Here is a 26,353-nt window from a genome sequence, read left to right on the forward strand (position 1 = left end):
GAGACCGGGACGCTATCTGCCCAACTCCCAGCCGCGCCAAGGAATTCTTGAGTCGCTGAACGCTCGCCCGCCCCGGTCCGTACACCCGTACAGGCGTTCGTCGGACAAGACACGTGGGGACGGGAGAGGACACATGCCTCCAGAGATCGTCGGTCGTCAAGGTGCCATGGCTGGAAGGAAGTTCGCCATCGGGAGCCGGCCGCTCACCTTCGGCCGCAGGAGCGCGAACAGCATCGTGCTCTCCGATGTGAGCGCCTCGCGGCTGCATGCCGAGGTGCGGCGTGAAGGGCACGGGTTCGTCCTGTACGACATGGGGAGCGTCAACGGGACCGAGGTGAACGGCGAGCGCGTGACCTCGCGCGTCCTGCAGCCCGGCGATCTGTTCACGATCGGCGAGGAGACCTTCTCCTTCGAGGCGGCCGATCCGCTGGAGACGATCATGGATCTCTCCGTACTGGAGATGCTCACCCCGCCGCCCGCCGAGGTCCAGGCTCCCGTGCTCCGGGTGACCGTCTCGGGCGGCGGGCCCGTCGGGCTCGCCTTCGCTCTGCATCTTGAATCGCTGCTGGGGGCGGGCGTCTGCGTCACCGTGTACGACGGGCGGTGGACCCGGGACGGCGATCAGGTCGTCTGGAAGGACGAGAAGCAGGGCAACGTCCGGCGCCAGCAGGTCGTCACCGTGCAGAGCAGGCAGTACCTGGGGCTGCCGGAAGAGGTTCAGCAGCGGCTCTTCCGGGAGGACAGCTACAGCGAGATGTGGCCCGCCGGTCCCGACTCCGTCCGCGGGCACAATCCGCGCAACATACGGATCGCCTACGTCGAGGACGCGCTGCTCGAGCTCGCCAATGAGAAGCGGGACCGCATCCGGCTCATCTCCGAGCGGTTCGACCCCGTGGCGCACCGGGCCGTCGCAGCCGCGGGGCACGTCCTCGCCATCTGTGAGGGCGGGCGTTCGCGGACCAGGGAGCACTTCGCCGAGAAGTTCGGGCAGGCCGATCCTTCGATCTACTCTCTGGAAGGCGAGCACCTCCAGGACGTCGTACTGGGGCTGCGGGTGAAGTCCTCGCTCCCCGATCCCATGTCCGTGCTGCTGACCGTCGCGCAGAACCGCTTCCTGCTCAACTCCCTGCGCGGCGAGGGCTTCCTCAACATGCGGCTCACCGACAGCGAGGCGCGCGAAGTCGTCGGCATCGACCCCGTCAAGCAGGTCTTCGAGGAGTGCATCGCCTCCCGCCCCTGTGTGATGAACCGCAGCGAGGACGGGGACTTCCTCTGCGACACCCACAGCACGCTGTTCCTGCCCGCGCTCATCAAGGGGTCGGCGCTGTGGAAGCGGGTGCGCGAGGGGCTGGCCCTGTTCGGCGTGGCCGAGGGCGATCTGTCCGCGGTCACCGCCTTCCGCCTGGACATGGTGCAGCGACCCCGGTTCACCGCGCGGCTGTACCCCGCCACGGCCGCCGGCCCCGGGACGTACGGCTTCCTGCTCGGCGATGCCGCCAACGCGATCCACTTCTGGCCGGGGCGTGGCCTCAACAGCGGTCTGGGGTCGGCCATTTCGCTCGCCCGCTCCCTCAGCGGGATGTGGCGCGGAAAGCCGTTCCGTGACGCGGACTTCGTACGGCACGAGGCGGCCATGTCGATGCTCCAGTACCGGCACAAGAGCCGCGCCTGGAACTCGATGATCACCACGGACGAGAACGGCGAGACCCAGGCCATCAAGGAGAAGATCGGGCAGAGCATCGCCGAGGCCGCGGAACGGACCCTCGACCGGGAGGCCGACATCGAAGCGCTGATGGAGCAACTCCGCTCCATCCGCGACCGGTTGGCTCCTCGACTCCCCGGACTGCCCGACGACGAACGGCTCCAGGCGCACCTGGAGACCCTGCGCAGCGAAACGCTCTACACGCTCCGCCGGAGCGGCCCCTGGGACACCCAGATCGTCGGCGGCGAAGAGGTCGACATCGACATCTTCTATCCGCAGGAGCGGGTGCAGGAGCCGGAGCAGGTGGCTGCCTGACTACTGCCGGTAGCCGTTCAGGAAGCGGCCGATGCGGCTGATCGCCGCGTCCAGGTCGTCCGCGTACGGGAGCGTGAGGATCCGGAAGTGGTCCGGGGTGGGCCAGTTGAAGCCCGTCCCCTGGACCACCTGGATCTTCTCCCGCAGCAGCAGGTCCAGGACGAACTTCTCGTCGTCGTGGATCTTGTGCACCTTGGGGTCGAGCCGCGGGAAGGCGTACAGCGAGCCCTTCGGCTTGACGCAGGAGACGCCGGGGATCTCGTTCAGTTTCTCCCACGCCGTATTGCGCTGCTCGTGCAACCGGCCGCCCGGCGCGGTGAGTTCGTGGATCGACTGGCGGCCGCCGAGCGCGGCCTGGATGGCGTACTGCGCGGGGGCGTTGGCGCACAGGCGCATGGAGGCGAGCATCGTCAGGCCCTCCACGTAGCTCTTCGCGTGCTGCTTGGGACCCGTGATCAGCAGCCAGCCCGAGCGGAATCCGGCCACGCGGTACGTCTTGGAGAGGCCGCAGAAGGTGAGGACCACCAGGTCGGGGGCGAGGGCCGCGGCGCTGTGGTGGACGGCGTCGTCGTAGAGGATCTGGTCGTAGATCTCGTCGGCGAAGACCATCAGGCCGTGGCGGCGCGCCAGGTCGAGCATGCCCTCGACGATCTCGCGCGGATAGACGGCGCCGGTGGGGTTGTTGGGGTTGATGATCACCATGGCCTTGGTGCGGTCGGTGATCTTCGACGCCATGTCGTCGAGGTCCGGGTACCACTCCGCCTGCTCGTCGCAGAGGTAGTGGACCGCCTTGCCGCCGGCGAGGGTCGTCACGGCCGTCCAGAGCGGGAAGTCCGGGGCGGGGATGAGGACTTCGTCGCCGTCCTCGATCAGGGCCTGCATCGCCATGGAGATCAGCTCGGAGACACCGTTGCCGAGGAAGACGTCGTCGACGGTGACGTCGGTGAGACCGATCGCCTGGTAGCGCTGGACGACCGCACGGCGGGCCGAGAGGATGCCGCGGGAGTCGGTGTAGCCGTGGGCCTGCGGGAGCATCCGGATCATGTCCTGGACGATCTCCTCAGGCGCCTCGAAGCCGAAGAGCGCGGGGTTGCCGGTGTTGAGGCGCAGGACGCTGTGGCCCGCCTCCTCCAGCGCGTTCGCGTGCTCGATCACCGGGCCGCGGATCTCGTAGCAGACCTCGCTCAACTTGCTCGACTGGCGGAACTCCATGCCGTGGCCCTCCCAGGTCTCACTTGCGTCACTTGGTTTTACCAAGTCCGAGCTTGGAAAGTCCAACTTCTTGTTTAGACTGCGTGCCATGTCACGCCGAAGCTACGACCAGTACTGCGCCGCCGCCCGGGCTCTCGATGCCGTCGGAGACCGCTGGACCCTGCTGATCGTCCGCGAGCTCCTGGCCGGCCCGCGCCGCTACACCGACCTGCACGCCGATCTGCCGGGCGTCAGCACGGACGTACTGGCCTCGCGGCTGAAGGACATGGAGCGCGAGGGGCTCTCGACGCGGCGGAAGCTTCCGGCCCCGGCATCGGCATTCGTCTACGAACTGACCGCACGGGGGCGGGAGTTGCTGCCCGTACTGACCGCCCTGGCGGAGTGGGGCGCGCCCGCGCTGGCCGAGCGGCGGCCCACGGACGCGGTGCGGGCGCACTGGTTCGCGGTGCCGCTGGCGCGCAGGCTGGAGGGGGTCGCCGAGGGCGTGGTGGAGGTACGGCTCGACGAGGGCGTCTTCCACGTACGCATCGGAGACGGCGAGCCCCTGTACGGCGACGGCCCCGCACCCGTGGCCCCCGACGCCGTCCTGGCGATGGACGCCGCCGCATGCCTCGCCGTCGTCGACGGTGAACTCCCCGCCGAGAAGTTCCTGTTGCCTTCGCGTGCACACGAACGTGCAGACTCCGACACGTAGCCAACAGGGCCACTTGTCGGAGGGGTGCGGGACATGCAGCAGCGAGTGATCGGCGGGGCGGGGAAGGTCAGCGGGCTCTGCCTGGGGGCGATGGGGTTCGGGACCTGGGTGGACGAGAAGACCTCGTTCGCGGTTCTGGACCGCTTCCTGGAGGCGGGCGGCACCTTCATCGACACGGCGGACTGCTACGCGTTCTGGGTGGACGGCGCCGACGGGGGCGAGAGCGAGCGGCTGCTGGGGCGGTGGCTCGCCAGTCGCGGGGTGCGCGACCGGGTCGTCCTGGCCACGAAGGTCGGCGGGCTCGCGACCGGCCCCGTGGACGAGTGGCCGGGGAACGCGGAGGGGCTCTCCGCGCCGGTGATCCGCAAGCAGGCCGAGGCGAGCCTGCGGAGGCTGGGCACCGACCGCATCGACCTGTACTACGCGCACATCGATGACCGGCGGACCCCGGTGGCCGAAACCATGGGCGCCTTCGGGGAGTTGGTCGACGCGGGGAAGGTACGGGCGCTGGGCTGCAGCAATCTGGCGACCTGGCGGATCGAGAAGTCGCAGGCGGCCGCACGCGAGCTCGGGGCGACGCCGTACAGCGCGATCCAGCAGCGGCTGACCTATCTGCGGCCGCGGCCCGGCGCGGACGGCGGCGCCAATCCGTTCGCCACCGACGAGCTGCTCGACTACGTACGCAACGAGCCGGATCTGACGCTGATCGCCTACTCGCCCCAGCTCGGCGGCGCGTACGCCAACCCGGCGAAGGCGATCCCCGCCGAGTACGACCACCCTGACTCGGCCGCGCGCCTCGCCCTGCTGCGCGAGGTGGCCGGGGAGCTGGGCGCGACCGTCAACCAGGTGGTGATGGCGTGGCTGATGCGGGGTGCGCCCGCCGTGCTCCCTGTGGTCGGAGCGAGCAGTGTGACGCAGCTGGAGGAGAGTCTGGGCTCTCTTGAACTCCGTTTGGAGGATGCGGTGTTCGAGCGTTTGGGTTGCGCCACGAACGCGTGACGGATCCCACGCCCCGAATGGGGTTAACTGTCCGTGGCAGGCCGTAACCTTGTTCGTATGCCCACCACCCCTTCCGCCTCCGAGGCGAACGACGCCATCCGGCGGTTCGTCGACGCCCAGTCGGCGGACGGCGAATGGCCGGCCGAGGACTACGAGGTCCTGCTGGTCGAGTGGGCGGCGGCGATCCGTGCGAGCGGCATCGAGCCCGCAGCCTAGCCTTCCACCCCCGGCAAGGGATCCTGTGTCACCTCGTGGCGCCGGGTCCTGATCTCCGGCCCCGCCCCCGGATGCAGTTTCGCGTCGCACGCGGGGCCCAGTCCCGTCTTCCGCGAGGCCTTTCCCTTCAGGGGGCGGCCGCACATACGGCACCGCACCGGGCGGCGTACGCCCTCCGGTGCGGAATCGGGCAGGGGTTCGGAATCCTGGGTCACCCCGCCAGTGTGACTCAAGGGATCTCCCGACTAGCCGTTGATCCCCTCCAGCATCAGGGTGAGATAGCGGCCGATCTCCTGCGGCGCCCCCGCCCCGAGCTCCGTCGCGGTGGCCACCGCATGCGTGAGGCGGAGGAGTTCGGTGGGCTCCAGGTCGGCCCGTACCGCGCCGGCCTTCTGCGCGTCGGCCAGCAGGTCGGACGCCGCGCTTTTCAGGCGGCCGCTGCAGACCGAGATCACCGGCGAGCTGCCGTCGGTCATCGCCTCGCCGAGCAGCGCCTTGAGGCCGCTGAGCCGGATCATCTGCTCGGCGAGCAGCTGGAGCCACTCGACCAGCGCCTCACCCGCCGGCTGTTCGGACACAGTGAACTTCACAGCCCGGTCGGTGAGTTCGTCGATGCTTTCGAGGTAGACCGCTTCGAGCAGATCGCGCCGCGTCGGGAAGTGCCGGTAGAGCGTGCCGGATCCGACGCCCGCACGCTTGGCGATGTCGTCGAGCGAGGCGTCCGCACCGCGCTCGGCGAAGGCGACCGAGGCCACTTCCAGCAGGCGGTCGTAGTTGCGGCGCGCATCGGCACGCATCGGCTTGGGCATCGGCGAACTCCTCATACTCCTGGCACTCCTTGCGAAGCGGGGACTGTCTCCGTATCTTGTCGAGTATTAAACGGAGACAGTCCCCGCTTTCCTCGCGGGCAGTAAGTGCTGCCCTCAGACCGGGAGTTGAAGATGTCCACCTCGTCCGTCGCCTCACCACCGCAGACATCCGAAGGACCCCTGCAGCGGCCCGGAGTCGTCCTCGCCGTCATCGTCACCGCCTATCTCATGGTCGGCGTCGATTCGACTGTGGTCAATGTAGCGCTGCCCGACATCCAGCATGACCTCCGCTTCAGCCCGTCCGGGCTCTCCTGGGTCCTCAACGCCTACACCCTCACCTTCGGCGGATTACTGCTGCTCGGCAGCCGCGTCGGCGACATCGCGGGCCGCCGCCGCACCCTCACCGCCGGCGCCGCCCTCTTCGCCCTCGCCTCCCTCCTCGGCGGCCTCGCCACCGACTCGGGCTGGCTGCTCGCCGCCCGCGCCCTCCAGGGCGTCGGCTCCGCGCTCATCGCGCCCTCCACGCTCGCCCTGATCACCACCAACTTCGCCGAGGGCCCCAAGCGCAACCACGCGCTCTCGATCTACACCTCGATGGCCAGCATCGGCGCCTCGCTCGGCCTGGTCGTCGGCGGCATGCTCACCTCCTGGGCCTCCTGGCGCTGGGCCCTGCTGATCAACGTCCCGATCGGCGCGGCCGTCGCCCTCTCACTCCCCCGCCTCGTCAGGGAACCCCCGCGCCATACCGGACATTTCGACGTCGCGGGCGCCCTCACCGGCACCGCAGGCATGACCGCGCTCGTCTACGGCTTCATCCGCGTCTCCGACGGCGGCTGGAGCGACAGCGGGGGCCTGGTCGCGTTCACCGCGGCCCTCGCGCTGCTGGTCCTCTTCACGTACGTGGAGAACCGCGCCGCCCAGCCCATCGCACCCCTGCGCCTCTTCGCGAACCGCAACCGCGCGGCCGCGTACATCAACGTCCTGCTGATTCCGGCGGGGATGTTCGGCGCCTTCTTCTACCTCACCCAGTACATCCAGAAAGTCCTGGGATACGGACCCCTGCGGGCGGGCGTGTCGTTCCTGCCGCTGACCCTGGCGATGTTCACCGTGCTGCGCTTCGTACCGCGCCTGCTGCAGCGCTACGGCCCCAAGCCCGTCCTGGTCACCGGCGCCCTGCTGATCTCGGGCTCCGCGCTCTGGCTGACACAACTGAGCCCGACCGGGAGCTACGCGGCCGGGCTGCTCGGTCCCATGGCGCTGCTGGGACTCGGGGTGGGGATGAGCTTCATGCCGCTCAACGCGACGATCCTCGCGGGGGTGGGCACGCGGGACGCGGGCTCCGCCTCGGGCCTGCTGCAGACGCTGCAGTGGCTCGGCGGGACGCTGGGGCTCTCGGTGCAGGTGACGGTCTACGGGGCTGCGACGCGGCATGCCACCGGTTCGCCCGAGGCCGTACTGACGCACGGCGCGACCAGTGCTTTCCTGGCGGGCACGCTGATCACGCTCTGCACGGTTCCGGTCGCCGCCCTCGCGATCAAGGGCAGGCGAACGGTCCGTAACTGAATCAGAGCTTGGTCAGCTTGGCGTAGGGGCTGAGGATCCTCCCCTGACGCCCGGAGAAATCGATGAGCACGGCGTCGTTGTCGCCCTCGATTCCAATGACTCGACCGAGTCCGAACTGGTCATGCGAAACCCGGTCCCCCACATCGAAGATCTCGATGGGTGCGGCTGCTTGGGCCGGGCGGTTGAAGGGACTGGAGGGCAGGTGGCGCCGGGATCCGGCTGACTTAGTCATTGCTCTCAGTATGCGCCCACCGGACCCCTCACGCCATGTCCGTCCTTCCGCGGAACCTTGATCAGCGGACCCAGGGCCAGTGCGCGTCACGCCCCGACTCCAGCAGCTGGACCATGCGGAAAGCGCTGTCCGTCAGACCCCCGAAGACATGCCGTCCGGCCTTGCCCGACGGGGCGTGACCGGCCCGGTAGCCCGCCAGGTTCCAGGTGTAGACGGGCACGTTCGCGGGTACGCCGGAGGCCACATCTCCGTGGTGACTCCATGCCGCCTGCTCGTCCGTAACAATCAGGACTCGGTCGTGGTTTCGGTAGTGCTTGCGAACGGCCTCGGCGGTGTTGGTGCCGCCGAGGTCACCGAAACGCTTGAGGACATTGAGGACGGATTCCCCCTTCCGGTACTTCACGGGCGCACTGCTCGTACCGAACTCCACCAGGTCAGCGGCGCGCGCCCGGATCGCCATCGCGGTGCCGAAAATCGCCGCGGCATCGGCCCGGTTGAGCTGCGAACGGTCCGACAGCGGGGACCACATCGAGCCGGAGCGGTCGACCAGGATCAGGGTGCGGCCCGCCAGCGCCGGCACATTGCCGAGCGAGTGCCGGAGTGCCTGCTCCAGCGGATAGGCCCAGCGCAGTGACGGAGCGTGCTGATACGCGGCGAGATAGCGGAAGGGGAACTGCCGCGACTTCGCGACCACTTCCGGGTCGGAGATCTTGGCTGCGACCTGCGCGGCGACGGTGTCGGAGACTCCGGCCTCGTCGAAATTGCGGAGATTACGGACAAGAGCCATGGCCCCCATGGACGGGATGACCGCCCCCCAGGCGGCCGCGTCCATCGGCCCCTGCAGCCAGCCCGCGAGGGACTCCCACGTCATCCCCGCGGCGGCGAGACGGGAAGCCCCGTCGGGCGCGGTGACGACGTCGCGACGCTCCGTGACCGGGATCGCCATGAGCGCCGCGTGGGCGGTCAGGGTCCGGTTCGAGGCGGGCGGGAGCGCGGTGTCGGGGTGGTGCCGGCGGTCGAGGGCGTACCGGAACAGCTCGCCCTGCCAGGGCTTGGCGGGGTCGGGCGAGGCGTGCACCAGGTTGAGGACGTCGCCGAAGCGGTAGCCCTTGGAGGCGGTGTCGTACTTCAGGAGCGCCTTGCCGCTGTAGAGGCGCTGGACGGCGTCCGCGAGGCCGCGCTTGACGGGCTTGGGGACGGCGCGTCCGTGGGTGGCGGTCCAGTACGCGAGGAGCTCGCCGGGCTCGTCGGGGCGCAGCAGCACGGAGGCGACGACCTGCCGGTTGGACGGGCCGTCCTCGGCTCCGGCGGCGAGGCGCGCCCGTACGTATTCGGCGGCGCCGACGAGGGCAGCCGTCCGCATGTTGCCGTCGCCGCGCAGCCAGCCGAGCAGGCCTGCGGTCCACGCGGGGTCCTCGACGGCGAGCTGGTGAACGAGCGCGGTGAAGCGGTCGTCGCGGGTGCCTGCGGACTCGTAAAAGGTCTGCTGGGAAACGAAGTTGGCGACCGAGAGAAGGAAGAGCTCGGAGCGTGCGTCGCGGACGTGGCCGCGGCCGCCCTGGTGGGTGCGGACGGTCTGCCCGGTGGTGAGCACGGGCGAGGTGGGACCGGCGGCGCGGGCCGCACGGGTGTTGTAGCGCGTCATGTGGATTCCCCCCGTGCCTCCCGAGATCGAAGCATCGGGAGGTTCATGAAAAACTGGGTGTCCAGAGATCGAGGTCGGCGGAACCGACAAGGTGCTCTAACCCCTGAGCTACACCGGCGCGAATGCCGGCGACGGGACTCGAACCCGTGACCGCCCCATTATGAGTGGAAGTAGGTCCTGCCTGCGCACCTGGACGAGATTCACTGTAGGAGCGCGGCCGACGCACGCGCCAAGGGTTTTAGGGGACGGCGCAACCAAGTGCGCCCCCGGACGCGTCGCACAGATCATCACCAGCCCGAAGGGGGCCACCGCATGGCACAGGTCGCGGGGTACCGGATCGTCGCACCGCTCGGCGGGGCCGGGGATCAGCTCGGGATCGCGCCCGACGGGCGTTATGTCGTCGTACGGACCGTCAGTGAACGCCTCGCCGCCGACCCGGAGTTCCGCGAGCACTTCCGCCGCGAGACCACCGCCGCGCGGGCCGTGACCGGCCCGTACACCGCCAATGTCGTGGGCGCCGACGCGGACGCGCCGCGCCCGTGGGTCGCCGCCGAGCACTTCGCGGGCGTCTCGCTCTCGGAGTCGGTCGCGACGCTGGGGCCGCTGGGTCCCGGTGATCTCGGTTCGCTGGGTGTGATGGCGGCCGAGGGCCTGCACCGGATCCATTCGGCGGGGATTCTGCACTACGGGCTCAAGCCGGCCACGGTGGTCGTCACCCGCGGCGGCCCCGTGGTCACCGGCTTCGGCGGGTGCGGGAGCGGTGGCTCGCCCGGGTTCATCGCGCCCGAACTCCTCAGCGGCGAGGGCGGTTCGGGGCCCGCCGCCGATGTGTTCGCCCTGGGTGCGCTGCTCGCGCTGGCCGCCACCGGGCGCAATCCGCACGGTGCGGGCGGTGCGCAGCAGGTGCTGTACCGGACGCGGCACTCGGGGCCCGACCTGGTGGGCGTACCGGGCACGGAGTGGCCGGGCTTCCTCGCGCGCTGCCTCGCCAAGTACCCCGCGGACCGTCCCTCCGTACCGGAGCTGGCGCGGTGGTGTGCCGCGCGGGCGGGCGAGGAGCCGTGGTGGGACCGGGAGCCGCTGGCCGGGATGATCGCGAGCGAGCAGGAGTACCTCGCCGAACTCGCCGCGATGGACGGCGAGTTCGGCGACGGTGTGGACGACGGATTTAGCGGGGCTGGCGCTTCCACGGGCCTGTGATGGCGAGCATGATGCCCGGCACCTGGATGTTGGCGAAGAGGGTGTCGCCGTCGGGCGAGAACGTCACGCCGGTGAACTCGCTCCACTCGGGGTCGTCCGCCGTGCCGATGTTGAGCTCGTTGCGGGCGATCGGGTACGTGACGCCGCTCTCGGTCGCGCCGAAGAGGTGCGAGACACCCTCGCCGTCCTCGGCGATGACCAGGCCGCCGTACGGGGAGACGGTGATGTTGTCGGGGCCGTCGAAGGCGCCGTCGACCGAGGGGTCGGGGTTGACGCCGAGGAGCACCTTCAGGGTCAGCGTGCGGCGCTTCGGGTCGTAGAACCAGACCTGGCCGTCGTGCTGGACGGGGCTCTCGGCGCGGGCGAACGAGGAGACGATGTACGTGCCGCCGTCGCCCCACCACATGCCTTCGAGCTTGCGCGCCCGGGTGACCTGGGTGTCGGTGAACTGCTTGCGCACGGAGACCGACTTGGCGTCGCGGTCGGGGACGTCGACCCAGTCCACGCCGTAGACCGTGCCGATCTTCGTGGCGCGCGAGAGGTCGTCGACGAAGTTGCCGTGCTTGTCGAAGACCTTGGTGGCCTGGAGGACGCCCGCGTCGTCGGCGAGCGTGCGGAGCTTGCCGCGGCCGTGCTTGAAGCCCTCCGGCGGGGTCCAACGGTAGAGCAGGCCGTTGGGGCCCGACGCGTCCTCCGTGAGGTAGAGGTGGCCGCGCTTCGGGTCGACGACGACGGCCTCGTGGGCGTAACGGCCCAGCGCCTTGATGGGCTTGGGGGCGCGGTTGGCGCGCCGGTCGTGGGGGTCGACCTCGAAGACGTAGCCGTGGTCCTTGGTGAAGCCGTTCTTGCCGGCCTTGTCCTCGGTCTCCTCGCAGGTCAGCCAGGTGCCCCAAGGGGTGGAACCGCCGGCGCAGTTGGTGGCGGTGCCGGCGATGCCGACCCACTCGGCGACCTCGCCGCCGCGGTGCACCTCGACGACCGTGCAGCCGCCGGCGGCGGCCGGGTCGTAGACGAGGCCCTCGGTGAGCGGGACGGGGTGCGGCCAGTCGGCGCGGGCGCCGGCCAGCTCGTGGTTGTTGACCAGGAGCGTGGTGCCGCGCGAGCCCGCGAAGGTGGCGGTGCCGTCGTGGTTGGAGGGGGTGGACTCACCCGACTCCAGCTTGGTGACGCCGGTGCGGGTGATGATCCGGTACGAGAAGCCCTTGGGCAGCGCGAGTATGCCCTTGGGGTCGGAGATCAGGGCGCCGTACCCCGGGGTGTGGTGGTGCCCGTGGCCATGACCGTGGTCGTGCCCGTGTCCGGAGCTGTGCTCCTCGGCGGCGAGGGCGCCGGGCGCGGTGGCCAGGGCTCCCACGGCGCCGGTGAGGGCGACCCCCGCACCGGTGAGTGCGGACTGTCTGGTGAACTCCCTGCGGCTGAGCGGCATCGCGGGTCTCCTGAAGGACTCGTACGGGCTCGGGCGATTGCGGGCTCACCGTCCCGCCCGCGTATAAACGGAGGTTGAACAGCACACGACATCGAGAGGCCTTTCCCCATGAATCTCCCAACTACGGGTCGCCGGGTTCTCATCAGCGGGGCGTCCCGGGGTCTGGGCCGTGCGGTCGGGCAGGCCTTCGCGGCCAACGGCGACCGAGTCGCGGTGCACTACGGGTCGCGGCGCGAGGATGCTGAGGCGACGCTCAACTCCCTTACGGGGAAAGGGCATGTGCTCGTCGGCGGCGATCTGTCGGACCCCGCCGGAGCAGCCGCGGTCGCGGACGCGGCGGCCGAAGGTCTGGGCGGGATCGACGTGCTGGTCAACAACGCGGCCGTCAACGTACGCCATCCGCTCGCCGAGACCTCGTACGAGGAGTGGGCGGCGATCTGGCAGAGCCACGTGTCGGTGAATCTGCTGGCCACGGCGAACCTGAGTCATCTCGCCGCGCGCCGCATGATCGAGCAGGGCAGGGGCGGGCGGATCGTCAACATCGGTTCGCGGGGCGCCTTCCGGGGCGAGCCCGACCACCCGGCGTACGGGGCGACGAAGGCGGCGGTGCACGCGCTGGGCCAGTCCCTGGCGGTCTCGCTCGCTCCGTACGGGATCGGGGTGGCCTCCGTGGCGCCCGGATTCTTCGAGACGGAGCGAGTCGCCGGGCGGCTCAGCGGGGCGGAGGGCGAGGCGATCCGGGCACAGTCGCCCTTCGGGCGGGTGGCTTCGGCGGAGGAGGTGGCGGAGGCGGTGCTGTGGCTGGCGTCGCCGATGGCTCAGTGGTCGTCGGGCGCGGTGCTCGATTTCAACGGGGCTTCCCACCTTCGTACTTGATGAATCTTCATAAACAAGGTCAAGTAGAAAGAATCACCTCCAATCTGAAGATTTAGTGCAGAATGCCTTGACCCTAGGTGCCGGTCACGATTAGACATGGCCTTACCTGCTTCACCCGTTGGGGAGGCGAGCCAGTGGACGCAAAACAGGTTCGCACCCTCCACGAGAGCCGGCTCTTGCAGCTGGCCAACGTGACCGGGGTGGGCATCGGGAGGGACGAGCACTCGGGAGAAGACGTCATTGTCGTCTTCGTGACCCGGACAGTGCCCCGTGACCGGCTCCGGCAGGAAGACGTGGTTCCGGACGAGCTCGACGGCATACCTGTGCGCGTGATCGCGATCGGGAACGTCGACGCCCAGCACGACGAGTCGTAACGGAACCCTGCACACCGATCTAGCAGAAGAAGGTGGTCTGGCGTGAGCCAGCCCGAGATGATGCGCGGCCCGACAGGCGGGCAGATCAGTGACAGTTCCCGACAGCAAGCAACGTCCGACTTCTTGCGGCCGCAGTCGCCGCTGGCCAATGTGGTCGGCTTCGGCCACGGCATGAAGTGGACCGACGGACGGCCGACCGGCGAACAGGCCGTCGTCGTGTTCGTCACCCAGAAGGTTCCCGAGTCCATGCTGCCCGAGCGGGACGTCGTCCCGCAGCAGATGGACGACGGCACCCCGACCGACGTGATCGCGGTGGGTCATGTCTCCGCACAGCGCCACCAGCAGCAGCGCGGCCAGCGTGGCGTGCCTGCTCAGGAAGGGTCCTACCGCGGCGACGGCAACGTCTCCGAGCAGCTCGCACAGCTCTCGCAGCCGATGCTGGAAGAGCTCCGTGAGCTGGGTTCCCTGGAGCCGCAGCTCCTCAAGCGCCGTATGCGGCCCGCCCCTTCGGGCATCTCCGTCGGGAACGTACGGGTGACGGCCGGCACGCTCGGCAGCGTGGTCTACGACTTCCTGCCGGGCGCCACGACGGACCCGCCCGGGCCCGGTCTCGGCACCCCGTCCGCGTTCTACATCCTCTCCAACAACCACGTGCTCGCGGACTGCAACCGCGCGCCCCAGGGCAGCGCGATCGTGCAGCCCGGCGTCTTCGACGGCGGGCAGGACCCGGCGGACCGGATCGCGACACTGGACCGGTTCATCACCGTGCAGTTCGCCCCGCAGATGCCGCTGGAGCGGCAGAACAACATCGTCGACGCGGCGCTCGGCAAGGTCGAGTTCCAGGACGCGACGCGTGAGCAGTACTTCAGCGGCGCACCGCGCGCCTGGCGCCGCAAGTCCAACGTGGCGGTCGGCGACCCGGTGAAGAAGACCGGCCGTACGACCAACATCAGCTTCGGCCGCATCATCGCGACCGACGCGACGATCGACGTCAACTACGGTACGGCGGGCACGGCCCGCTTCAAGGACCAGATCCTGACCACGAACATCTCGGCGGGCGGCGACTCCGGTTCGCTGGTGACCTCCCCCGACAACGTCGCGCTCGGCCTGCTCTTCGCGGGTTCGACCGTGGTGACCGTGGTCAACCACATCGAGAACGTCCGTGCGCTGCTGCGCGTCGAAATCGCCGAGCAGCTGGCCTGACGGGAGGAGGCACCATGACCACTCAGGCACGCAAGTCGTCCAAGGGACAGTCGTCCCGCTCCGAGCACCGCTACCTCAATCCGCAGGGTGCGGAGGTCAAGACGCGTGACGAGGCATTCGCCACGCAGCAGGACGTGACGGCGGACGCGGTCCAGACGAGCGCGAAGCTGGAGCTCCACAACGGGTCGATCACCTTCGGCATCGAGGTGAAGTACAACCCGAACACGTACCCGCACGTGGTGACCGGCGGAAAGATCACCAGCGGCATCAGCGGTGCGCCGTGGGAGATCACGGGCGGTTACATCGGCGAGCAGCTGAGGCTGGACGCGAAGAGGACGGGGCAGGGGTCGAGCGCGAATACGGTCACGATCGTCGGGGAGTACCAGAATCCTCCGGCGTACCGGGGCACGTACGGGTTCGACGGGGCTTCGTCGTCGTTCAAGCACACGACCAAGTACGAGTGCTGACGGGTTAGCCGGGTGGGGCGGGTCGGGGGGCAACCCCCGGTCCCGCCCTTTCCCGTGCTGGGGCGAGCTCCTGTACGCGACCTTCGGCCGCGTGTCCTCAATCGCCGGACGGGCTTAGTTGCGCGACCTCGCCTTGAACGCCGCCTTGCGGGCGTCCTTCGCCGCCCTCTTGTCGGAGTGGAGGCGGCCCATCGCCTCCAGTACGTCCGCCGTCGCCGGGTGGTCGACCCGCCACGCCGCCTCGAAGAAGCCCGCGTGCTGTCCGACCAGGCCCTCCACCAGGCCCTGGAGCTCCTCCAGTTCGCCGTCCGCGTCCAGCTGCGCGGCGATCGTGTCGATCGCCAGCCAGAAGATCATCGACTCCGGCGGGGCGGGCACGTCCGCGGCCCCCCGCTCGACCAGCCAGACCCGGGCCAGGCCGCCGAGTTCCGCGTCGTCCAGTACGCCCCGGACCTCGGGCTCCGCCTCGTCCGCCGCCACCAGCGACAGCGCCTGCTGGCAGTAGAGCCTGCGCAGCGGCGCGCCCTCGTCGCCGCCGCGGGCCGCGGCGAGCAACTCCCGTACGGCGGCGGCCGGTTCGCGGCCCTCCAGCCAGCCCAGCGTCTCGGCGCGGGCCGAGGACTCGGGGAAGTACGCCAGTGCGTCGAGCAGGACGTCGGCCCCCTTGTCGGCGAGGTCCCCGACCGCCGGCGCCTCCACGCCCGCATCCAGCATCCGCGCCCGGATGCCGTACAGGCCGAGCGGGGTGAGGCGGACCATGCCGTAGCGCGACACGTCCTCGTCGTCGAGGGGCTCGGCGGGCTCCTCGCCCTCCTCGACCATCAGCGCCTCGTCGACGGGCTGGTACGCGACGAGCCCGATCGGCTCCAGGACCCTGAACTGGTCGTCGAGGCGCATCATCGCCTCCGACACCTGCTCCAGTACGTCGTCGGTCGGCTCCCCCATGTCCTCGGGGACGATCACGGAGGCGGCCAGCGCGGGCAGCGGCACCGGCTCGCCCTCGGGTCCGTCGCCGGCCACGGTCAGCAGGTACAGATTGCCGAGTACGCCGTCGAGGAACTCCGACTCGATCTCCGGGTCCCACTCCAGCTTCTCGAAGTCGATCTCGCCGTCCTCGCCCACGAGGTCCGCGAAGTCGTCGAAGAGAGGGGCGATCGCGTCGCCGTACACGGCCTCCAGGCCGTCCAGCCAGAGCGCGAGGATCTCCTGCGGGCTGCCGGAGGTGACCAGCGCGAGGTTGTCCCCGGCGGTGACCGTGCCCTCGCCGTCCTCCTCTTCCGGGTCCTCGACGTCGAGGAGGCCGATGTCGACGGCCAGGCGCCACGCCTCGCTCGCGTACGCCGCCCCGTCCTCGTCCGCGGCGAGCCCGAGCGCCTCGGCCGCGCCGGGCAGCTGCGCCTCGACGAGTTCGCCGCCGGCGGCGACCCGCGTGCCGGGCCCGGCCCAGCGGGCGAGCAGCACGGCCCGCGCGAACAGCGGCGAGGCGAGCGCGTCGCGCGCGAGCTCCGCGTCGGAGTTCAGCCGCACCGGCGGCAGGGTCGGGCGGTCTCCGGACATCGGTGGTTCTCCTTGGGGGGTTACGAGTCGGCAGCGCCCCAGCGTAGACGCATTTCACCCCATGCCACCCGGTTCATGTACCCGTCAGCTGTCGTCCACCGAGGAACCCTTGACAACTCCCCTGCTCACACAAGAGATTTACGCGCGTAGAACACTGAGAGCGCCGCCACCCCCTCACCCCTCCTGACCCTCTCACCTCCGGAGTTCCCTGATGCCTGCCGCCCGTTCCTCCAGCCTCCCCAGATCTGCCGCGGTCGCGGCCGTGATCGCCGCCGCACTGGGCGCCGGCCTGCTGGCCGGTACGTCCTCCGCCTCGGCCGCCGAGGTCCGTATCCACGACATCCAGGGCGCGACCCGGATCTCCCCGCTCGCCGGCCAGAAGGTCGAGGGCGTGCCGGGGATCGTGACCGGCATCCGTACCTACGGGTCGTCCAAGGGCTTCTGGTTCCAGGACGCGGCGCCGGACGACAACGCCGCGACCAGCGAGGGCATATTCGTCTTCACCAGCTCGAACCCCACGGTCGCGGTCGGCGACTCCGTCACCGTCTCCGCCACGGTCAGCGAGTACGTCCCCGGCGGCGCGTCCAGCGGCAACCAGTCCCTCACCGAGCTCAGCAAGCCGACGGTGACGGTGGTCTCCTCGGGCAACCCCGTCCCGGCGGCGACGGTCCTCAACAGCCGTTCGGTGCCCGGCCGTTACTCCCCGGACGGCGACACCGCCGCGTCGAACAGCATCAACGGCCTCACCCTGCAGCCGAAGAAGTACGCCCTCGACTTCTACGAGTCGCTGGAGGGTATGAACGTCAAGATCGGCTCCTCCCGGGTGACGACGGCCACCGACGCCTACTCGGAGCTGTGGGTCACGGTCAAGCCGCACGAGAACGCCACCCACCGGGGCGGCTCGCTCTACGCCTCGTACGACGACCAGAACACCGGCCGACTGCAGATCCAGTCGTTGATCCCGACCGCCACCGAGGCCTTCCCGACCGCCAATGTCGGCGATGTCGTGACCAGTGGCGCGCAGGGCCCGCTCGACTTCAACTCCTTCGGCGGCTACACGCTGCTGGCCAACAACTCGCTGACGGTGAAGGACAACGGGCTGAAGCCCGAGGTCACCCGCAAGCAGAAGAAGAGCGAGCTGGCGGTCGCCACGTACAACGTGGAGAACCTCGACCCGACCGACCCGCAGTCGAAGTTCGACAACCTCGCGGCGGCCGTCGTCAACAATCTCGCCTCGCCGGACATCGTCGCCCTGGAGGAGATCCAGGACAACAACGGCGCGAAGAACGACGGCACGGTCGACTCGTCCGTCACCGTGCAGAAGTTCATCGACGCGGTCGTCGCCGCGGGCGGCCCCTCCTACGAGGCGCGCACGATCGACCCGGTGGACGGCAAGAGCGGCGGCGAGCCCGGCGGCAACATCCGCCAGGTGTTCCTCTTCAACCCGGACCGGGTCTCCTTCACCGACATCCCGGGCGGCGACGCCACCACGGCGACGACGGTGGTGGGCGGCAACGGGAAGGTGAACCTGTCGGCCTCCCCCGGCCGGATCGACCCGGCCAACGCGGCCTGGAACGCCAGCCGGGTGCCGCTGGTGGGCCAGTTCTCCTTCCGCGGCCAGAAGGTCTTCGTCATCGCCAACCACTTCTCCTCGAAGGGCGGCGACTACGCCCTGACCTCGCAGTACCAGCCGGTGCCGCGCTCCTCCGAGACCCAGCGTCATCTGCAGGCGCAGGCCGTGAACGCGTTCACGAAGGAGATCCTGAAGGCCGACAAGCACGCGAGTGTGCTCGCGCTCGGTGACATCAACGACTTCGACTTCTCCGACACGACGAAGCTGATCGAGGACGGCGGGGCGCTCTACTCGGGCATCAGGTCCCTGCCGAAGAGCGAGCGCTACACCTACGACTACCAGGGCAACTCGCAGGTCCTGGACCAGATCCTGGTGTCGCCGTCGATCCGCAAGGAGGGCTTCTTCTTCGACAGCGTGCACATCAACTCGGAGTTCGCGGCGCAGAACAGCGACCACGACCCTCAGGTGATCCACTTCAGGCCGTAGTCGCGTCCGCCGGGGCGGAGGTGCGGGGAGGGTGTACGGGGCTACAGCGTCAGCAGCTTGCCGGTGATCTCCCGGTACTGGCGCAGAGCGAGCCTCAGCTCCTCCGTCTCGGCCCCGGCGCCCTGGCCCTGCCAGCTCGCACGGAGCATACGGCGCCGTTCGTCGAGGGTCTCGGTGAGATGGGTGACGATCTCGTCGAAGGCGCTGTCGGCCTCCGAAACCGCCTGGCGCGGGCTGTCCACGAAGGTGTTGAGGGCCTGCGTCAGGCGCAGCGTCAGCTTGTCGCGTTCGCTCTGGGTGAGCAGCGGTTCCGAGGCTTTGATGTGGTCGTGTCCGTCGCTGCCGCCGATCTGCTCGCGCACGGGCGCGGGCGCGACCGCAGGCGCGGGCTGGGCGGGCGGCTGGCCCTGCGCGGGCTGCTGGGCGGAGACGGGGGCCCGCTTCGCTGCGGACTGCTGGGGGGAGGCCGGGGTCTCCCTCTCCGCGGGCTGCTGGGCGCGTTCGGCGTCGTACATCATCGTGTGCCGCTTTCCTTCGCATGGCGCCGGCCCGGGTCGGCCGGCTCGTCGTTGCCGTCGTCGTCGAAGAGGAGTGCGCCGAACAGGCCCTTGGCCTCGACCATGGCCTCCCGCATCTCCTCGGTGCCGCTCTGGCCGCGTACCGCCGTGTGCAGCATGCGGTATCCCTCGACCTGATCGGCGTGGTGGACGGAGAGCGCGTCGAGGTGCGTGCCGAACTGTTCGCCGTCCGGGAAGCCGCGCTCCTTCGCCAGCCGCGCGAGCAGAGCGTCGGCCTCGGCGACCGCCTTCTGCGGGGACTCGACGAACTGCTCCTGGATGTCGGCCCATTGGGCCTGGTACGTCGCCCGGCTCTCGGCCGAGATCGGCTGCCTCTCGAGGGCGCCGTGCTGCTTCACACGCTCGTGCAGTTCCTCGTCGGCTGCCTTGGTGTCCCCGTCGTGACGGGTGACCGTACGGTCGTACTCGGGGCCGAAGCGCTGCTTCAGCCCGTGCCCGCCGCCGCGCCTGCTGAGCCCCACGTAGAGCCCGGCGGCGACGATGACGACGACCACGGCGATGATGACGATGGCGAACATGGTGGTGCCTTCCTTCCGGTGCCGGCCGGGCAGCGCCCATGCGACGTGGACACGGCCCGGGGCGGTCGTGGTCAGCGCTTGAAGGCGCGCTTCGCCTTGTCGCCGGACTGCTTCAGGCCGCCGGCCACCCGGTCGTTCCTGCCCTGCCGCTGCAGACTCCGGTTACGGGTCCTGCGGCCGAGGCGTTCGGTGATCCGGCCCTGGAGTTCCTGGGCCTTGTGCTTCATGGTGCTTCCAACGCTCATGGCTGTCCTCTGTGAGGGTTGCGGTGGGGGTCTGCCGGTTCACCGGCGACTGCGGGAGGACCTGCGTCCTCCGCGGCTGCGTCCGCGGCTCCGGCCGCGTCCGACCACGCCGAGCACCACCAGGATCAGCACAATGAGAAGAATCCAGAACAGCATGGCCGGGCCTCCGGTTCGCGGGAATCGTTCCTGGTGTCCGCGAGGTCCTGGCGAATCGGTAAGGAGGAATGCTTCGCCCTTGCGTACCGGACGGCATGGTCCTACGCCGTAATCCGCAGTCAACGCCCGACTGTCTGGTCTGTCAACAGCGTTGTGTTGCTGGGGAGTTCAGGAGGCGGAGCCGGGTCGGCCGGGGCAAATGGAGCCTCGGTGAGGGCTTCGGCGGGATCGGGCCGCGGCAGAATGCGGTCCTCCCACCAGGAGAGCCCCATCACCGTGCCGAGCAGGACGAAGGGAACGAGTGCGACCAGCGCGTACATGTGTACCGCCTGCAATGGTGGGCTGCGTGCGACGCGGCGGGCGGCTGGGCCGGCCCGCGGGATGCGCCCCCGAAGGGCGCGAGCGGTGTTCGTCGCTGCCGGGGGCCGGGGCCGCATCCGCACGCTAGCCCTCCGGCCGCACCCTGGACAGGTGGCAACCGGCCGTCTGCGCACGGGAGTACCCGGTGACGTCGTACGGGGTCGCCAACCTCTGGGCAGGACTACGCTGTTCGGTGCGGCCCGAGCCCCCGGCAGCAGTGACCCGCAAGCGTCCCGGAGGCCGTACATGGATCGCACCACGACCGTCCACCACCAACACCCGTACCGGCGGCCGTGATGCGCGCCGCCGACCCCCGCGAGTGGCGGGGCCGCGACGTCGTCGACGAGGCGGGGCACCGGATCGGGATGCTCGAAGCAATCTACGTGGACATCGCGACCGACGAACCCGCCATGGCGACGGTACGGACAGGCCTGCCCACCCGCCACCGGCTCCGCTTCGTCCCGCTCCAGGACGCGACACTCGGCCCGGACTACCTCAAGGTCGCGTACGCCAAGGCGCTCGTACAGTCCGCCCCTTCGATCGGGACGGACGACATCCTGCCCGCGGAGGACGAGGAGGCCGTCTTCCAGCACTACGGGCTGCCCTACGAGACGGGCAAGGACGCGGTGCGCCGCCTCGCCCGCCGCTGAACCCGCAGCTGAACACTCCCCGCACGGACCCCTATTCGGGCCGCTGCGTCTGGTCGTTGTGCGCGAGCCCGTCCGGATGCTCGGCAGTCCGCTCGCCGAGGGGAAGCACCAGCACCCTGAGGCCGTCCGGGCCCGCGGGCCGGTCGAGCCGCCCCACCTCCTGCCACCCCCAGGACCGCAGCGCGGCCGCGGCATTGCGCTCGGACCGCTCCACCAGCGCCGCACCGAGCGAAGCCTCGTGCTCGGCGAGCAGCTGCTCCTGAAGCCGGCGGGCGAGTCCGCGGGGGTGTTCGTGCGGGTGGACGAGCGTCTCGGTGATCGCGAAGACATGGCCGGAGGCGGTGAGTTGCTCGATGTTCTGCGGCAGCGGGCCGTCGAACCCCTCCCACCAGGAGCCGTCGCGCGGCACGGGGAATCCGAAGACGCACCCCGACACGGTCTCCGCCTCGGCGACCAGCATGTCGAAGCCCGGCTGCCGTACGTCGTCCGCCAGACGGCCCAGGAAGGCCTGCCTGCTGTGGTATTCCTCGCCGGCGACGGCCTGGGTGGATTCCACGTACAGATCGGCGAGGTCCTCCCGCATCCCCTCGGCCTGCCAGCGGTTGAGCCGGCGCAGTCGCACAGCGTCCATGGCGGTCAGGCTCCCAGTCCGTCGAAGGATTCACTGCCGTCGATGAAGGCGCGGGCGACATCGGAGAGACGGCGGTTGTGCGAACGGGCGTATCCGCGCAGTGCACTGAAGGCCTGCTCCATGTCGACACCCCGCCGCTCCGCGTACTTCCCCTTCGCCTGCTCGATCAGCACCCGGCTGTTCAGGGCGGTCTGCAACTGCTCGTTGAGCACGGTGCTGCGCCGGCTGGAGCGCTGCTGGAGCAGGCTGATGGTGGCGACGTCGGCCAGGGCCTGCGCGACGGGCGTGCCCGCGGGGTCGAAGGGCCCTGCGTCGATCCGGAAGAGGTTCAGCGCGCCGACCACCTCGTCGCGCAGCCGCATCGGCAGCGCCTGCACCGAGCGGAAACCGCGGTGGTGGGTCTGGGCGACGAAGCGCGGCCAGCGCGCGGCCTCCGTCAGCAGATCGGGGACGGTCACCGGCGCACCGGTGCGGAAGCACTCCAGGCAGGGGCCTTCGTCGTTCTGGAGCTGGAAGAGCTCCAGGAGGCGCACCTGCTCGCTGGAGGCGGCCATCACGCGCAGCTCGCCGTCGCGGTCGGCGAGGAGCACTCCGGCGGCGTTCACGTCGAGCATTCCGACGCAGCGGTCGGTGAGCAGGCGCAGGAAGTCGATCAGGTCGAAGTCGGCGACGAGATTGTCCGCGAGCTCCACGAATGTCTTGGCCAGCAGCTGTTGATTCATCGGCTCACCCTCTGTCCTTCGAGACTAGTCCGGGTCCTGATCGGGAGGAAGACGCAGCCGGTGTGCCACGACGTCGGCGGCCACCTCGGCGAGGCGCCGCCCTTCGGCGTACGTATGGGCACGCAGCCGTACGAACGCTTCCTCGGCCCCCACTCCGAGCTGTTCGGTGAGCATTCCGGTGGCCTGGTCGATCTCGGCCCGGTAGCCGCCGAGTTCGGCCTGGCCCCCGTCGAGAAGGACGAGGGTGGCGGTGTCGGCGAAGGCCATGGCGTCGGCCAGTTCGTCGGCGCCCAGTTCCACAGGCGCGGCGGCGTACAGATCGAGGACGCCCGGGCTGATCGCCCCGATCTGCAGCGGTATCGCGAAGACCGCGCCCGCCCCGGCCTCGGCGGCGGCCGCGGCGAACACCGGCCAGCGGTCCCGCACTTCACCGCCCCGGATATCGGGTGCGAGAACCGCCTCCCCGAGGGCGAAGGCGTCCACGCAGGGACCCTCGCCCAGAGCCAGCTGCAGCTCCTCCAGCTGTTCGCTGACGTCGTCCGTGCTGCACACCGGGCTGCTCTCACGGGTACGCGACATCGCCGAGACCCCCGCCCCGCGCACCGGCAGCGCCGCGACCGCCGCCGTACACACGTCGACCACGCCGATCCTGGCCCCGCGCCGCGCGGCCTGCTCCGCGACCAGCACCAGGATCCGGGCCGACCGCCGCCCGCCGGACATCAGCCGGTGGCGGCAAGCGTCACCGGGACGGCTGCGGCTCCGGAGACCAGGAAGTCGCATTCGGTCAGTGCGAGCAGCCGCTCCAGAATCGGCGGCGGCCAGTGCAGTTGAAGGGTCGCCCCGGTGTTCTCGGCTTCCTGCCACGCCTGGAGGAAGACATTGAGTCCGCTGCAGTCGCAGAAGACCAGCGGGGTGAGGTCGACGTCGACGGTCAGGATGCCGTCCCGCAGACACCGCTGCAGCGACTCCCGGACCAGGTCCGCCGTTTCCAGATCGAGCTCGCCGGACAGGGTGACCAGCGCCTGCGTCTTCCGGTCGTGCCGATAGACATTGAGCTGTGGCAGGGACATGACGCCTCGGTTCATAAGACCCGCCGGACAGCACCACTCGGGTGCCGCCAGTCCGGGCGTACGAGTCGCCGGGGTCTGGGACGTCCTCACCGCAGCATAGCCCGGTCCGGGGGCGCGGCTCTCACAGGTTGAACGGCTAATCTGCGCCACCGACGGGACCGGACTGACCCGAAGTGAGGCGTTTTGACAGGCAACGGCATCAGCCGCCGTGCCCTGGGCGGGGCCGTGGGCGCCGCGGGGCTCGGTCTCGGCGTGGCGGCGGTGGCCGCGTACGGCGGCGAGAAGAAGCCGGCCCCGGCGAACGAGAAGCCCTTCTCCGCCAAGCCCGCGGCCGTCACGGACCGCCCCAACATCCTGATGATCCTCGCGGACGACCTGGGGTGGGCGGATCTCTCCTCGTACGGCGCCCCGCACATCTCCACGCCGAACATCGACAGGCTCGCCCGCGAAGGGGTCCGTTTCACGGACAACTACGCGGCCTCCTCCAGCTGTTCGCCGACCCGCTTCGGGCTCTACACGGGCCAGTTCCCCGGCCGTACGCCGGGCGGTCTCGCCGAGCCGATCGGCCGTCGCGGCACGGTGGGCCTGGAGCCGGGCAGGCCCACGCTGGCCACACAGCTGAAGGCGGCCGGATACCGCACGGCGATGTTCGGCAAGTGGCACTGCGGCTATCTGCCCGACTACAGCCCCACCCGCTCGGGCTGGGAGACCTTCTTCGGGAACATGGGCGGTGCGCTCGACTACTTCTCCAAGCGCGGCCTGGACGGCAAGCACGATCTGTACGAGGGCGAGACCCCGTACAAGGACCTGCGGTACTACACGACCGTCCTGACCGAGCGCGCGGTCGACTGGATCGGCGCCCGCAAGGACGAGAGCCGCCCCTGGCTGCTGAACCTCAACTACACGACCCCGCACTGGCCTTGGGAGACGGAGGACGACGCGGCGCTGAGCGCGCGGCTCGACGCCGAGTTCGATGCGGGGAGGAACGAGGTGCTCACCACGCGCGACACGGGCTCGGTCGAGACGTACGCGAAGATGGTCGAGTCCCTGGACCGGGCGGTCGGCAAGGTCCTAGCGGCGCTGCGCGCGAGCGGCGCCGAGCGCAACACCCTCGTGCTGTTCACCAGCGACAACGGCGGTGAGGCGTACAGCTACCGGTGGCCGCTGAACGGCGGCAAGCACCAGCTCCAGGAGGGCGGGCTGCGGGTGCCGGCCGTGCTGCGCTGGCCGGAGCGGGTCGACAGCGGGCAGGTCAGCCACGAACCGGTGGTGACCATGGACTGGACGGCCACGTTCATCGATGTCGCCGGGGCGCGCGAGCCTGCCTCGCATCCGCTGGACGGCGACAGTCTGGCGGGCTGGCTCCTGCGCGGCGAGAAGCTGGGCGACCGCCCGCTGTTCTGGCGCACGGAGCACGAGCGCGCCCTGCGCGAGGGACGCTGGAAGTACTACCGGGGTCCAGGCGGCCGCGACAAGCTCTTCGACCTGACGTCGGACGTACGCGAGATCGCGGACAAGGCGGCGGACGAACCGGACCGGGTCACGGCGATGCGGCGCAGCTGGGAGAAGACGGCGGCGACGCTCCTGCCGTACACCCCGGGTGCGGTGCACGGCGTTCCGCGCCTCTGACAGACTCCCGCCATGATCTTCCGTACCGCCACCCACCAGGACCTGCCCGCGGTCGTCGCCCTGATCACCGACGGCGCGGAGGCCGTGGACACGGCGTACGAAGCCGCCTTCGCCGCCATCGAGAGCGACCCGCGCAACGAGATGCTGGTCCTGGCCGACGAGGACGGCACGGTCCTGGGCTGCCTCCAGGCGACGTACATCCCCGGCCTGGGAAAGCACGGCACCGAACGCGCCCTGTTCGAGGCCGTACGCGTCCGGGCCGACCGCCGCGGGCACGGTCTGGGCGGCACCCTCATGCGGGAGGCGATCGACCGTGCCCGGGCGCGTGGCTGCGCGCTGGTCCAGCTGACCAGCAACAAGGAGCGCACCGAAGCGCACCGCTTCTACGCGCAGTTGGGCTTCGCGCGCAGCCACGACGGATTCAAGCTGAGCCTCTGACCCCTCAGAGCAGGTGCCCGCCGCCGTCCACCAGCAGCACCTCGCCGGTGATGTACGCCGCCCGCGCCAGATCGTGGACCGCCTCGGCGACGTCCTCGGCCCGTCCCACGCGCCGCATCGGAACGGCCGCCGCCACATGGGCCTTCGACTCCTCCGCGCCCTCGACCCCGTCGAACCACGGGGTGTCGATGAAGCCCGGGGCGACCGCGTTGACGCGGATCTCGGGGCCCAGCGTCTTGGCGAGGAGCAGGGTCATGTGGTTCACCGCCGCCTTGCTCACCGCGTACGGGATCGAGCTGCCGCCCGGGCGCACGCCCGCCTGCGAGGAGATGGTGACGACGGCCCCTGACCCGCTCGCCCGCAGGTGCGGGACGGCCGCGGTGATGGTCTGCCAGACGCCGATGACATTGACGTCGAAGATGTCGCGCCACACGTCGGGTGACGCCGCCGCGAGGTCGTCGTGCGGGATGAAGCGGGTCGTGCCCGCGCAGTTGACCAGCACGTCGAGCCGTCCGTACGCGGCGACCGCCTCCTCGACGAGCCGCTCCGCCTCCGCCTGGTCCGCGATGTCCGCCTGCACATAGACGGCGTCCGGCAGCTCCGCGGCCAGCTTGCGGCCCGCGTCGACGGAGTGCGCGGAGTTGACGACGATCCTCATCCCGGCCGCGGCCAGCCGCCGCGCCACCGCCTCGCCGATGCCCGAAGACGACCCTGTGACCAGAGCAACGCTTTGCTCGCTCATGCGCTCTTCCCTCCCAGTAAGCCTGTCGGGCCCGCCGTAGATCATTCCAGACGGCAGACTGCCCC

Annotated in this window: 30 protein-coding genes; 14 read left to right on the forward strand and 16 right to left on the reverse strand. The window is 70.0% G+C overall.

All coding sequences use genetic code 11. From position 1 onward, the window contains the following. Positions 1-166 precede the first annotated feature (166 nt). A complete protein-coding gene (locus OG707_RS07045) occupies positions 167-2,017 on the forward strand; it encodes an FHA domain-containing protein (protein WP_329115497.1) in 1,851 nt (616 codons plus the stop codon). Here the strand turns inward: OG707_RS07045 and OG707_RS07050 are convergent, their stop codons facing one another. Next, positions 2,018-3,229: a pyridoxal phosphate-dependent aminotransferase gene (locus tag OG707_RS07050; protein ID WP_329115499.1), complete on the reverse strand. Its 1,212-nt coding sequence runs from the start codon at positions 3,227-3,229 to the stop codon at positions 2,018-2,020. A gap of 88 nt (positions 3,230-3,317) precedes the next feature. On the opposite strand from OG707_RS07050, the gene OG707_RS07055 reads away from it, so the two are divergent. Genes OG707_RS07055 through OG707_RS07065 form a run of 3 tightly spaced genes read left to right on the forward strand, consistent with a single transcriptional unit; the run spans position 3,318 to position 5,138 of the window. Beyond that, positions 3,318-3,923: a winged helix-turn-helix transcriptional regulator gene (locus OG707_RS07055; RefSeq protein WP_329115502.1), complete on the forward strand. Its 606-nt coding sequence runs from the start codon at positions 3,318-3,320 to the stop codon at positions 3,921-3,923. Positions 3,924-3,956: 33 nt separating this feature from the next. After that, entirely contained in the window at positions 3,957-4,922 is a 966-nt protein-coding gene (locus OG707_RS07060; RefSeq protein WP_329115504.1) for an aldo/keto reductase, read from the forward strand. Between the two features lie 57 nt (positions 4,923-4,979). Beyond that, positions 4,980-5,138, forward strand: coding sequence for a hypothetical protein (locus OG707_RS07065; protein ID WP_329115506.1), 159 nt, complete (start codon positions 4,980-4,982; stop codon positions 5,136-5,138). On the opposite strand, the gene OG707_RS07070 is transcribed toward OG707_RS07065, so the two are convergent. Both OG707_RS07070 and OG707_RS07075 read right to left on the reverse strand, forming a co-directional pair. Then, positions 5,135-5,353, reverse strand: a complete 219-nt coding sequence (locus OG707_RS07070) for a DUF6011 domain-containing protein (RefSeq protein ID WP_329115508.1) — start codon at positions 5,351-5,353, stop codon at positions 5,135-5,137. The genes OG707_RS07065 and OG707_RS07070 overlap by 4 nt on opposite strands. 30 nt (positions 5,354-5,383) lie before the next feature. Continuing rightward, the gene (locus OG707_RS07075; RefSeq protein ID WP_329115510.1) at positions 5,384-5,947 is read right to left on the reverse strand and encodes a TetR/AcrR family transcriptional regulator; all 564 of its coding nucleotides are present in this window, start codon (positions 5,945-5,947) and stop codon (positions 5,384-5,386) included. Positions 5,948-6,079: 132 nt separating this feature from the next. Here OG707_RS07075 and OG707_RS07080 point away from each other — a divergent pair, with 132 nt between their 5' ends. After that, positions 6,080-7,510 (forward strand): MFS transporter, encoded by a 1,431-nt coding sequence (locus OG707_RS07080; RefSeq protein ID WP_329115512.1) that lies wholly within the window; start codon positions 6,080-6,082, stop codon positions 7,508-7,510. Position 7,511: 1 nt separating this feature from the next. On the opposite strand, the gene OG707_RS07085 is transcribed toward OG707_RS07080, so the two are convergent. Together OG707_RS07085 and OG707_RS07090 are read right to left on the reverse strand one after the other, a co-directional pair. Next, positions 7,512-7,742 carry a CarD family transcriptional regulator gene (locus OG707_RS07085; protein ID WP_164267523.1) on the reverse strand — a complete coding sequence of 77 codons (231 nt, stop codon included), beginning with the start codon at positions 7,740-7,742 and terminating at the stop codon, positions 7,512-7,514. A gap of 61 nt (positions 7,743-7,803) precedes the next feature. Beyond that, positions 7,804-9,387 (reverse strand): TROVE domain-containing protein, encoded by a 1,584-nt coding sequence (locus OG707_RS07090; RefSeq protein WP_329115516.1) that lies wholly within the window; start codon positions 9,385-9,387, stop codon positions 7,804-7,806. Between the two features lie 312 nt (positions 9,388-9,699). Here OG707_RS07090 and OG707_RS07095 point away from each other — a divergent pair, with 312 nt between their 5' ends. Next, on the forward strand, positions 9,700-10,587 hold the full coding sequence (locus OG707_RS07095; protein ID WP_329115518.1) for a protein kinase domain-containing protein: 888 nt from the start codon (positions 9,700-9,702) through the stop codon (positions 10,585-10,587). On the opposite strand, the gene OG707_RS07100 is transcribed toward OG707_RS07095, so the two are convergent. Next, entirely contained in the window at positions 10,556-12,013 is a 1,458-nt protein-coding gene (locus OG707_RS07100) for an alkaline phosphatase PhoX (RefSeq protein WP_329115520.1), read from the reverse strand. The genes OG707_RS07095 and OG707_RS07100 overlap by 32 nt on opposite strands. A gap of 108 nt (positions 12,014-12,121) precedes the next feature. Between OG707_RS07100 and OG707_RS07105 the strand changes: the two genes are divergently transcribed. From OG707_RS07105 to OG707_RS07120, 4 genes are all read left to right on the forward strand, one after another. Continuing rightward, the gene (locus OG707_RS07105; protein WP_329115522.1) at positions 12,122-12,889 is read left to right on the forward strand and encodes an SDR family NAD(P)-dependent oxidoreductase; all 768 of its coding nucleotides are present in this window, start codon (positions 12,122-12,124) and stop codon (positions 12,887-12,889) included. Positions 12,890-13,023: 134 nt separating this feature from the next. Further along, positions 13,024-13,263 carry a hypothetical protein gene (locus OG707_RS07110; RefSeq protein WP_329115524.1) on the forward strand — a complete coding sequence of 80 codons (240 nt, stop codon included), beginning with the start codon at positions 13,024-13,026 and terminating at the stop codon, positions 13,261-13,263. Positions 13,264-13,305: 42 nt separating this feature from the next. Next, on the forward strand, positions 13,306-14,466 hold the full coding sequence (locus OG707_RS07115) for a hypothetical protein (protein WP_329115526.1): 1,161 nt from the start codon (positions 13,306-13,308) through the stop codon (positions 14,464-14,466). Between the two features lie 14 nt (positions 14,467-14,480). After that, the gene (locus OG707_RS07120) at positions 14,481-14,933 is read left to right on the forward strand and encodes a hypothetical protein (RefSeq protein WP_329115528.1); all 453 of its coding nucleotides are present in this window, start codon (positions 14,481-14,483) and stop codon (positions 14,931-14,933) included. A 114-nt stretch (positions 14,934-15,047) separates the two neighbouring features. On the opposite strand, the gene OG707_RS07125 is transcribed toward OG707_RS07120, so the two are convergent. Next, positions 15,048-16,490, reverse strand: coding sequence for a hypothetical protein (locus OG707_RS07125; RefSeq protein WP_329115530.1), 1,443 nt, complete (start codon positions 16,488-16,490; stop codon positions 15,048-15,050). 211 nt (positions 16,491-16,701) lie between these two features. On the opposite strand from OG707_RS07125, the gene OG707_RS07130 reads away from it, so the two are divergent. Next, entirely contained in the window at positions 16,702-18,549 is a 1,848-nt protein-coding gene (locus tag OG707_RS07130) for an endonuclease/exonuclease/phosphatase family protein (protein ID WP_329115533.1), read from the forward strand. 41 nt (positions 18,550-18,590) lie between these two features. Here the strand turns inward: OG707_RS07130 and OG707_RS07135 are convergent, their stop codons facing one another. From OG707_RS07135 to OG707_RS07150, 4 genes are all read right to left on the reverse strand, one after another. After that, a complete protein-coding gene (locus tag OG707_RS07135; RefSeq protein WP_329115535.1) occupies positions 18,591-19,067 on the reverse strand; it encodes a hypothetical protein in 477 nt (158 codons plus the stop codon). After that, positions 19,064-19,645 carry a hypothetical protein gene (locus OG707_RS07140; RefSeq protein ID WP_329115537.1) on the reverse strand — a complete coding sequence of 194 codons (582 nt, stop codon included), beginning with the start codon at positions 19,643-19,645 and terminating at the stop codon, positions 19,064-19,066. Before OG707_RS07140 ends, OG707_RS07135 begins: the two co-directional genes overlap by 4 nt. A 71-nt stretch (positions 19,646-19,716) precedes the next feature. Then, on the reverse strand, positions 19,717-19,890 hold the full coding sequence (locus tag OG707_RS07145; protein WP_329115540.1) for a CsbD family protein: 174 nt from the start codon (positions 19,888-19,890) through the stop codon (positions 19,717-19,719). Between the two features lie 275 nt (positions 19,891-20,165). Beyond that, positions 20,166-20,366: a hypothetical protein gene (locus tag OG707_RS07150; RefSeq protein WP_329115542.1), complete on the reverse strand. Its 201-nt coding sequence runs from the start codon at positions 20,364-20,366 to the stop codon at positions 20,166-20,168. A gap of 333 nt (positions 20,367-20,699) precedes the next feature. Here OG707_RS07150 and OG707_RS07155 point away from each other — a divergent pair, with 333 nt between their 5' ends. Then, positions 20,700-21,056 carry a PRC-barrel domain-containing protein gene (locus OG707_RS07155; RefSeq protein WP_329115544.1) on the forward strand — a complete coding sequence of 119 codons (357 nt, stop codon included), beginning with the start codon at positions 20,700-20,702 and terminating at the stop codon, positions 21,054-21,056. Positions 21,057-21,087: 31 nt separating this feature from the next. On the opposite strand, the gene OG707_RS07160 is transcribed toward OG707_RS07155, so the two are convergent. Genes OG707_RS07160 through OG707_RS07175 form a run of 4 tightly spaced genes read right to left on the reverse strand, consistent with a single transcriptional unit; the run spans position 21,088 to position 23,479 of the window. Further along, on the reverse strand, positions 21,088-21,687 hold the full coding sequence (locus tag OG707_RS07160; protein WP_329115546.1) for a hypothetical protein: 600 nt from the start codon (positions 21,685-21,687) through the stop codon (positions 21,088-21,090). Between the two features lie 5 nt (positions 21,688-21,692). Beyond that, positions 21,693-22,409: a GAF and ANTAR domain-containing protein gene (locus OG707_RS07165; protein ID WP_329115548.1), complete on the reverse strand. Its 717-nt coding sequence runs from the start codon at positions 22,407-22,409 to the stop codon at positions 21,693-21,695. A 24-nt stretch (positions 22,410-22,433) separates the two neighbouring features. Then, entirely contained in the window at positions 22,434-23,129 is a 696-nt protein-coding gene (locus OG707_RS07170) for an ANTAR domain-containing protein (RefSeq protein ID WP_329115550.1), read from the reverse strand. Continuing rightward, complete coding sequence (locus tag OG707_RS07175) at positions 23,129-23,479, reverse strand: STAS domain-containing protein (protein ID WP_329115552.1); 351 nt, start codon at positions 23,477-23,479, stop codon at positions 23,129-23,131. Before OG707_RS07175 ends, OG707_RS07170 begins: the two co-directional genes overlap by 1 nt. Before the next feature lie 183 nt (positions 23,480-23,662). On the opposite strand from OG707_RS07175, the gene OG707_RS07180 reads away from it, so the two are divergent. Both OG707_RS07180 and OG707_RS07185 read left to right on the forward strand, forming a co-directional pair. Next, positions 23,663-25,108: a sulfatase family protein gene (locus OG707_RS07180; protein WP_329115554.1), complete on the forward strand. Its 1,446-nt coding sequence runs from the start codon at positions 23,663-23,665 to the stop codon at positions 25,106-25,108. 12 nt (positions 25,109-25,120) lie between these two features. Beyond that, positions 25,121-25,546 (forward strand): GNAT family N-acetyltransferase, encoded by a 426-nt coding sequence (locus OG707_RS07185; protein ID WP_329115556.1) that lies wholly within the window; start codon positions 25,121-25,123, stop codon positions 25,544-25,546. Between the two features lie 4 nt (positions 25,547-25,550). Here the strand turns inward: OG707_RS07185 and OG707_RS07190 are convergent, their stop codons facing one another. Next, the gene (locus OG707_RS07190; protein ID WP_329115558.1) at positions 25,551-26,288 is read right to left on the reverse strand and encodes an SDR family NAD(P)-dependent oxidoreductase; all 738 of its coding nucleotides are present in this window, start codon (positions 26,286-26,288) and stop codon (positions 25,551-25,553) included. Between the last annotated feature and the right edge of the window lie 65 nt (positions 26,289-26,353).

Origin of the sequence: Streptomyces sp. NBC_01465, from assembly GCF_036227325.1 — a bacterium.
GTDB lineage: Bacteria > Actinomycetota > Actinomycetes > Streptomycetales > Streptomycetaceae > Streptomyces.

Excerpts from the sequence above, each read along its gene's own strand:
- OG707_RS07045 (WP_329115497.1), top strand. The coding sequence starts at position 167 with ATGGCTGGAAGGAAGTTCGCCATCGGGAGCCGGCCGCTCACCTTCGGC.
- OG707_RS07050 (WP_329115499.1), bottom strand. The coding sequence starts at position 3,229 with ATGGAGTTCCGCCAGTCGAGCAAGTTGAGCGAGGTCTGCTACGAGATC.
- OG707_RS07055 (WP_329115502.1), top strand. The coding sequence starts at position 3,318 with ATGTCACGCCGAAGCTACGACCAGTACTGCGCCGCCGCCCGGGCTCTC.
- OG707_RS07060 (WP_329115504.1), top strand. The coding sequence starts at position 3,957 with ATGCAGCAGCGAGTGATCGGCGGGGCGGGGAAGGTCAGCGGGCTCTGC.
- OG707_RS07065 (WP_329115506.1), top strand. The coding sequence starts at position 4,980 with ATGCCCACCACCCCTTCCGCCTCCGAGGCGAACGACGCCATCCGGCGG.
- OG707_RS07075 (WP_329115510.1), bottom strand. The coding sequence starts at position 5,947 with ATGCCCAAGCCGATGCGTGCCGATGCGCGCCGCAACTACGACCGCCTG.
- OG707_RS07080 (WP_329115512.1), top strand. The coding sequence starts at position 6,080 with ATGTCCACCTCGTCCGTCGCCTCACCACCGCAGACATCCGAAGGACCC.
- OG707_RS07085 (WP_164267523.1), bottom strand. The coding sequence starts at position 7,742 with ATGACTAAGTCAGCCGGATCCCGGCGCCACCTGCCCTCCAGTCCCTTC.
- OG707_RS07090 (WP_329115516.1), bottom strand. The coding sequence starts at position 9,387 with ATGACGCGCTACAACACCCGTGCGGCCCGCGCCGCCGGTCCCACCTCG.
- OG707_RS07095 (WP_329115518.1), top strand. The coding sequence starts at position 9,700 with ATGGCACAGGTCGCGGGGTACCGGATCGTCGCACCGCTCGGCGGGGCC.
- OG707_RS07100 (WP_329115520.1), bottom strand. The coding sequence starts at position 12,013 with ATGCCGCTCAGCCGCAGGGAGTTCACCAGACAGTCCGCACTCACCGGT.
- OG707_RS07105 (WP_329115522.1), top strand. The coding sequence starts at position 12,122 with ATGAATCTCCCAACTACGGGTCGCCGGGTTCTCATCAGCGGGGCGTCC.
- OG707_RS07120 (WP_329115528.1), top strand. The coding sequence starts at position 14,481 with ATGACCACTCAGGCACGCAAGTCGTCCAAGGGACAGTCGTCCCGCTCC.
- OG707_RS07125 (WP_329115530.1), bottom strand. The coding sequence starts at position 16,490 with ATGTCCGGAGACCGCCCGACCCTGCCGCCGGTGCGGCTGAACTCCGAC.
- OG707_RS07130 (WP_329115533.1), top strand. The coding sequence starts at position 16,702 with ATGCCTGCCGCCCGTTCCTCCAGCCTCCCCAGATCTGCCGCGGTCGCG.
- OG707_RS07135 (WP_329115535.1), bottom strand. The coding sequence starts at position 19,067 with ATGATGTACGACGCCGAACGCGCCCAGCAGCCCGCGGAGAGGGAGACC.
- OG707_RS07140 (WP_329115537.1), bottom strand. The coding sequence starts at position 19,645 with ATGTTCGCCATCGTCATCATCGCCGTGGTCGTCGTCATCGTCGCCGCC.
- OG707_RS07145 (WP_329115540.1), bottom strand. The coding sequence starts at position 19,890 with ATGAGCGTTGGAAGCACCATGAAGCACAAGGCCCAGGAACTCCAGGGC.
- OG707_RS07150 (WP_329115542.1), bottom strand. The coding sequence starts at position 20,366 with ATGTACGCGCTGGTCGCACTCGTTCCCTTCGTCCTGCTCGGCACGGTG.
- OG707_RS07160 (WP_329115546.1), bottom strand. The coding sequence starts at position 21,687 with ATGGACGCTGTGCGACTGCGCCGGCTCAACCGCTGGCAGGCCGAGGGG.
- OG707_RS07165 (WP_329115548.1), bottom strand. The coding sequence starts at position 22,409 with ATGAATCAACAGCTGCTGGCCAAGACATTCGTGGAGCTCGCGGACAAT.
- OG707_RS07170 (WP_329115550.1), bottom strand. The coding sequence starts at position 23,129 with ATGTCCGGCGGGCGGCGGTCGGCCCGGATCCTGGTGCTGGTCGCGGAG.
- OG707_RS07175 (WP_329115552.1), bottom strand. The coding sequence starts at position 23,479 with ATGTCCCTGCCACAGCTCAATGTCTATCGGCACGACCGGAAGACGCAG.
- OG707_RS07185 (WP_329115556.1), top strand. The coding sequence starts at position 25,121 with ATGATCTTCCGTACCGCCACCCACCAGGACCTGCCCGCGGTCGTCGCC.
- OG707_RS07190 (WP_329115558.1), bottom strand. The coding sequence starts at position 26,288 with ATGAGCGAGCAAAGCGTTGCTCTGGTCACAGGGTCGTCTTCGGGCATC.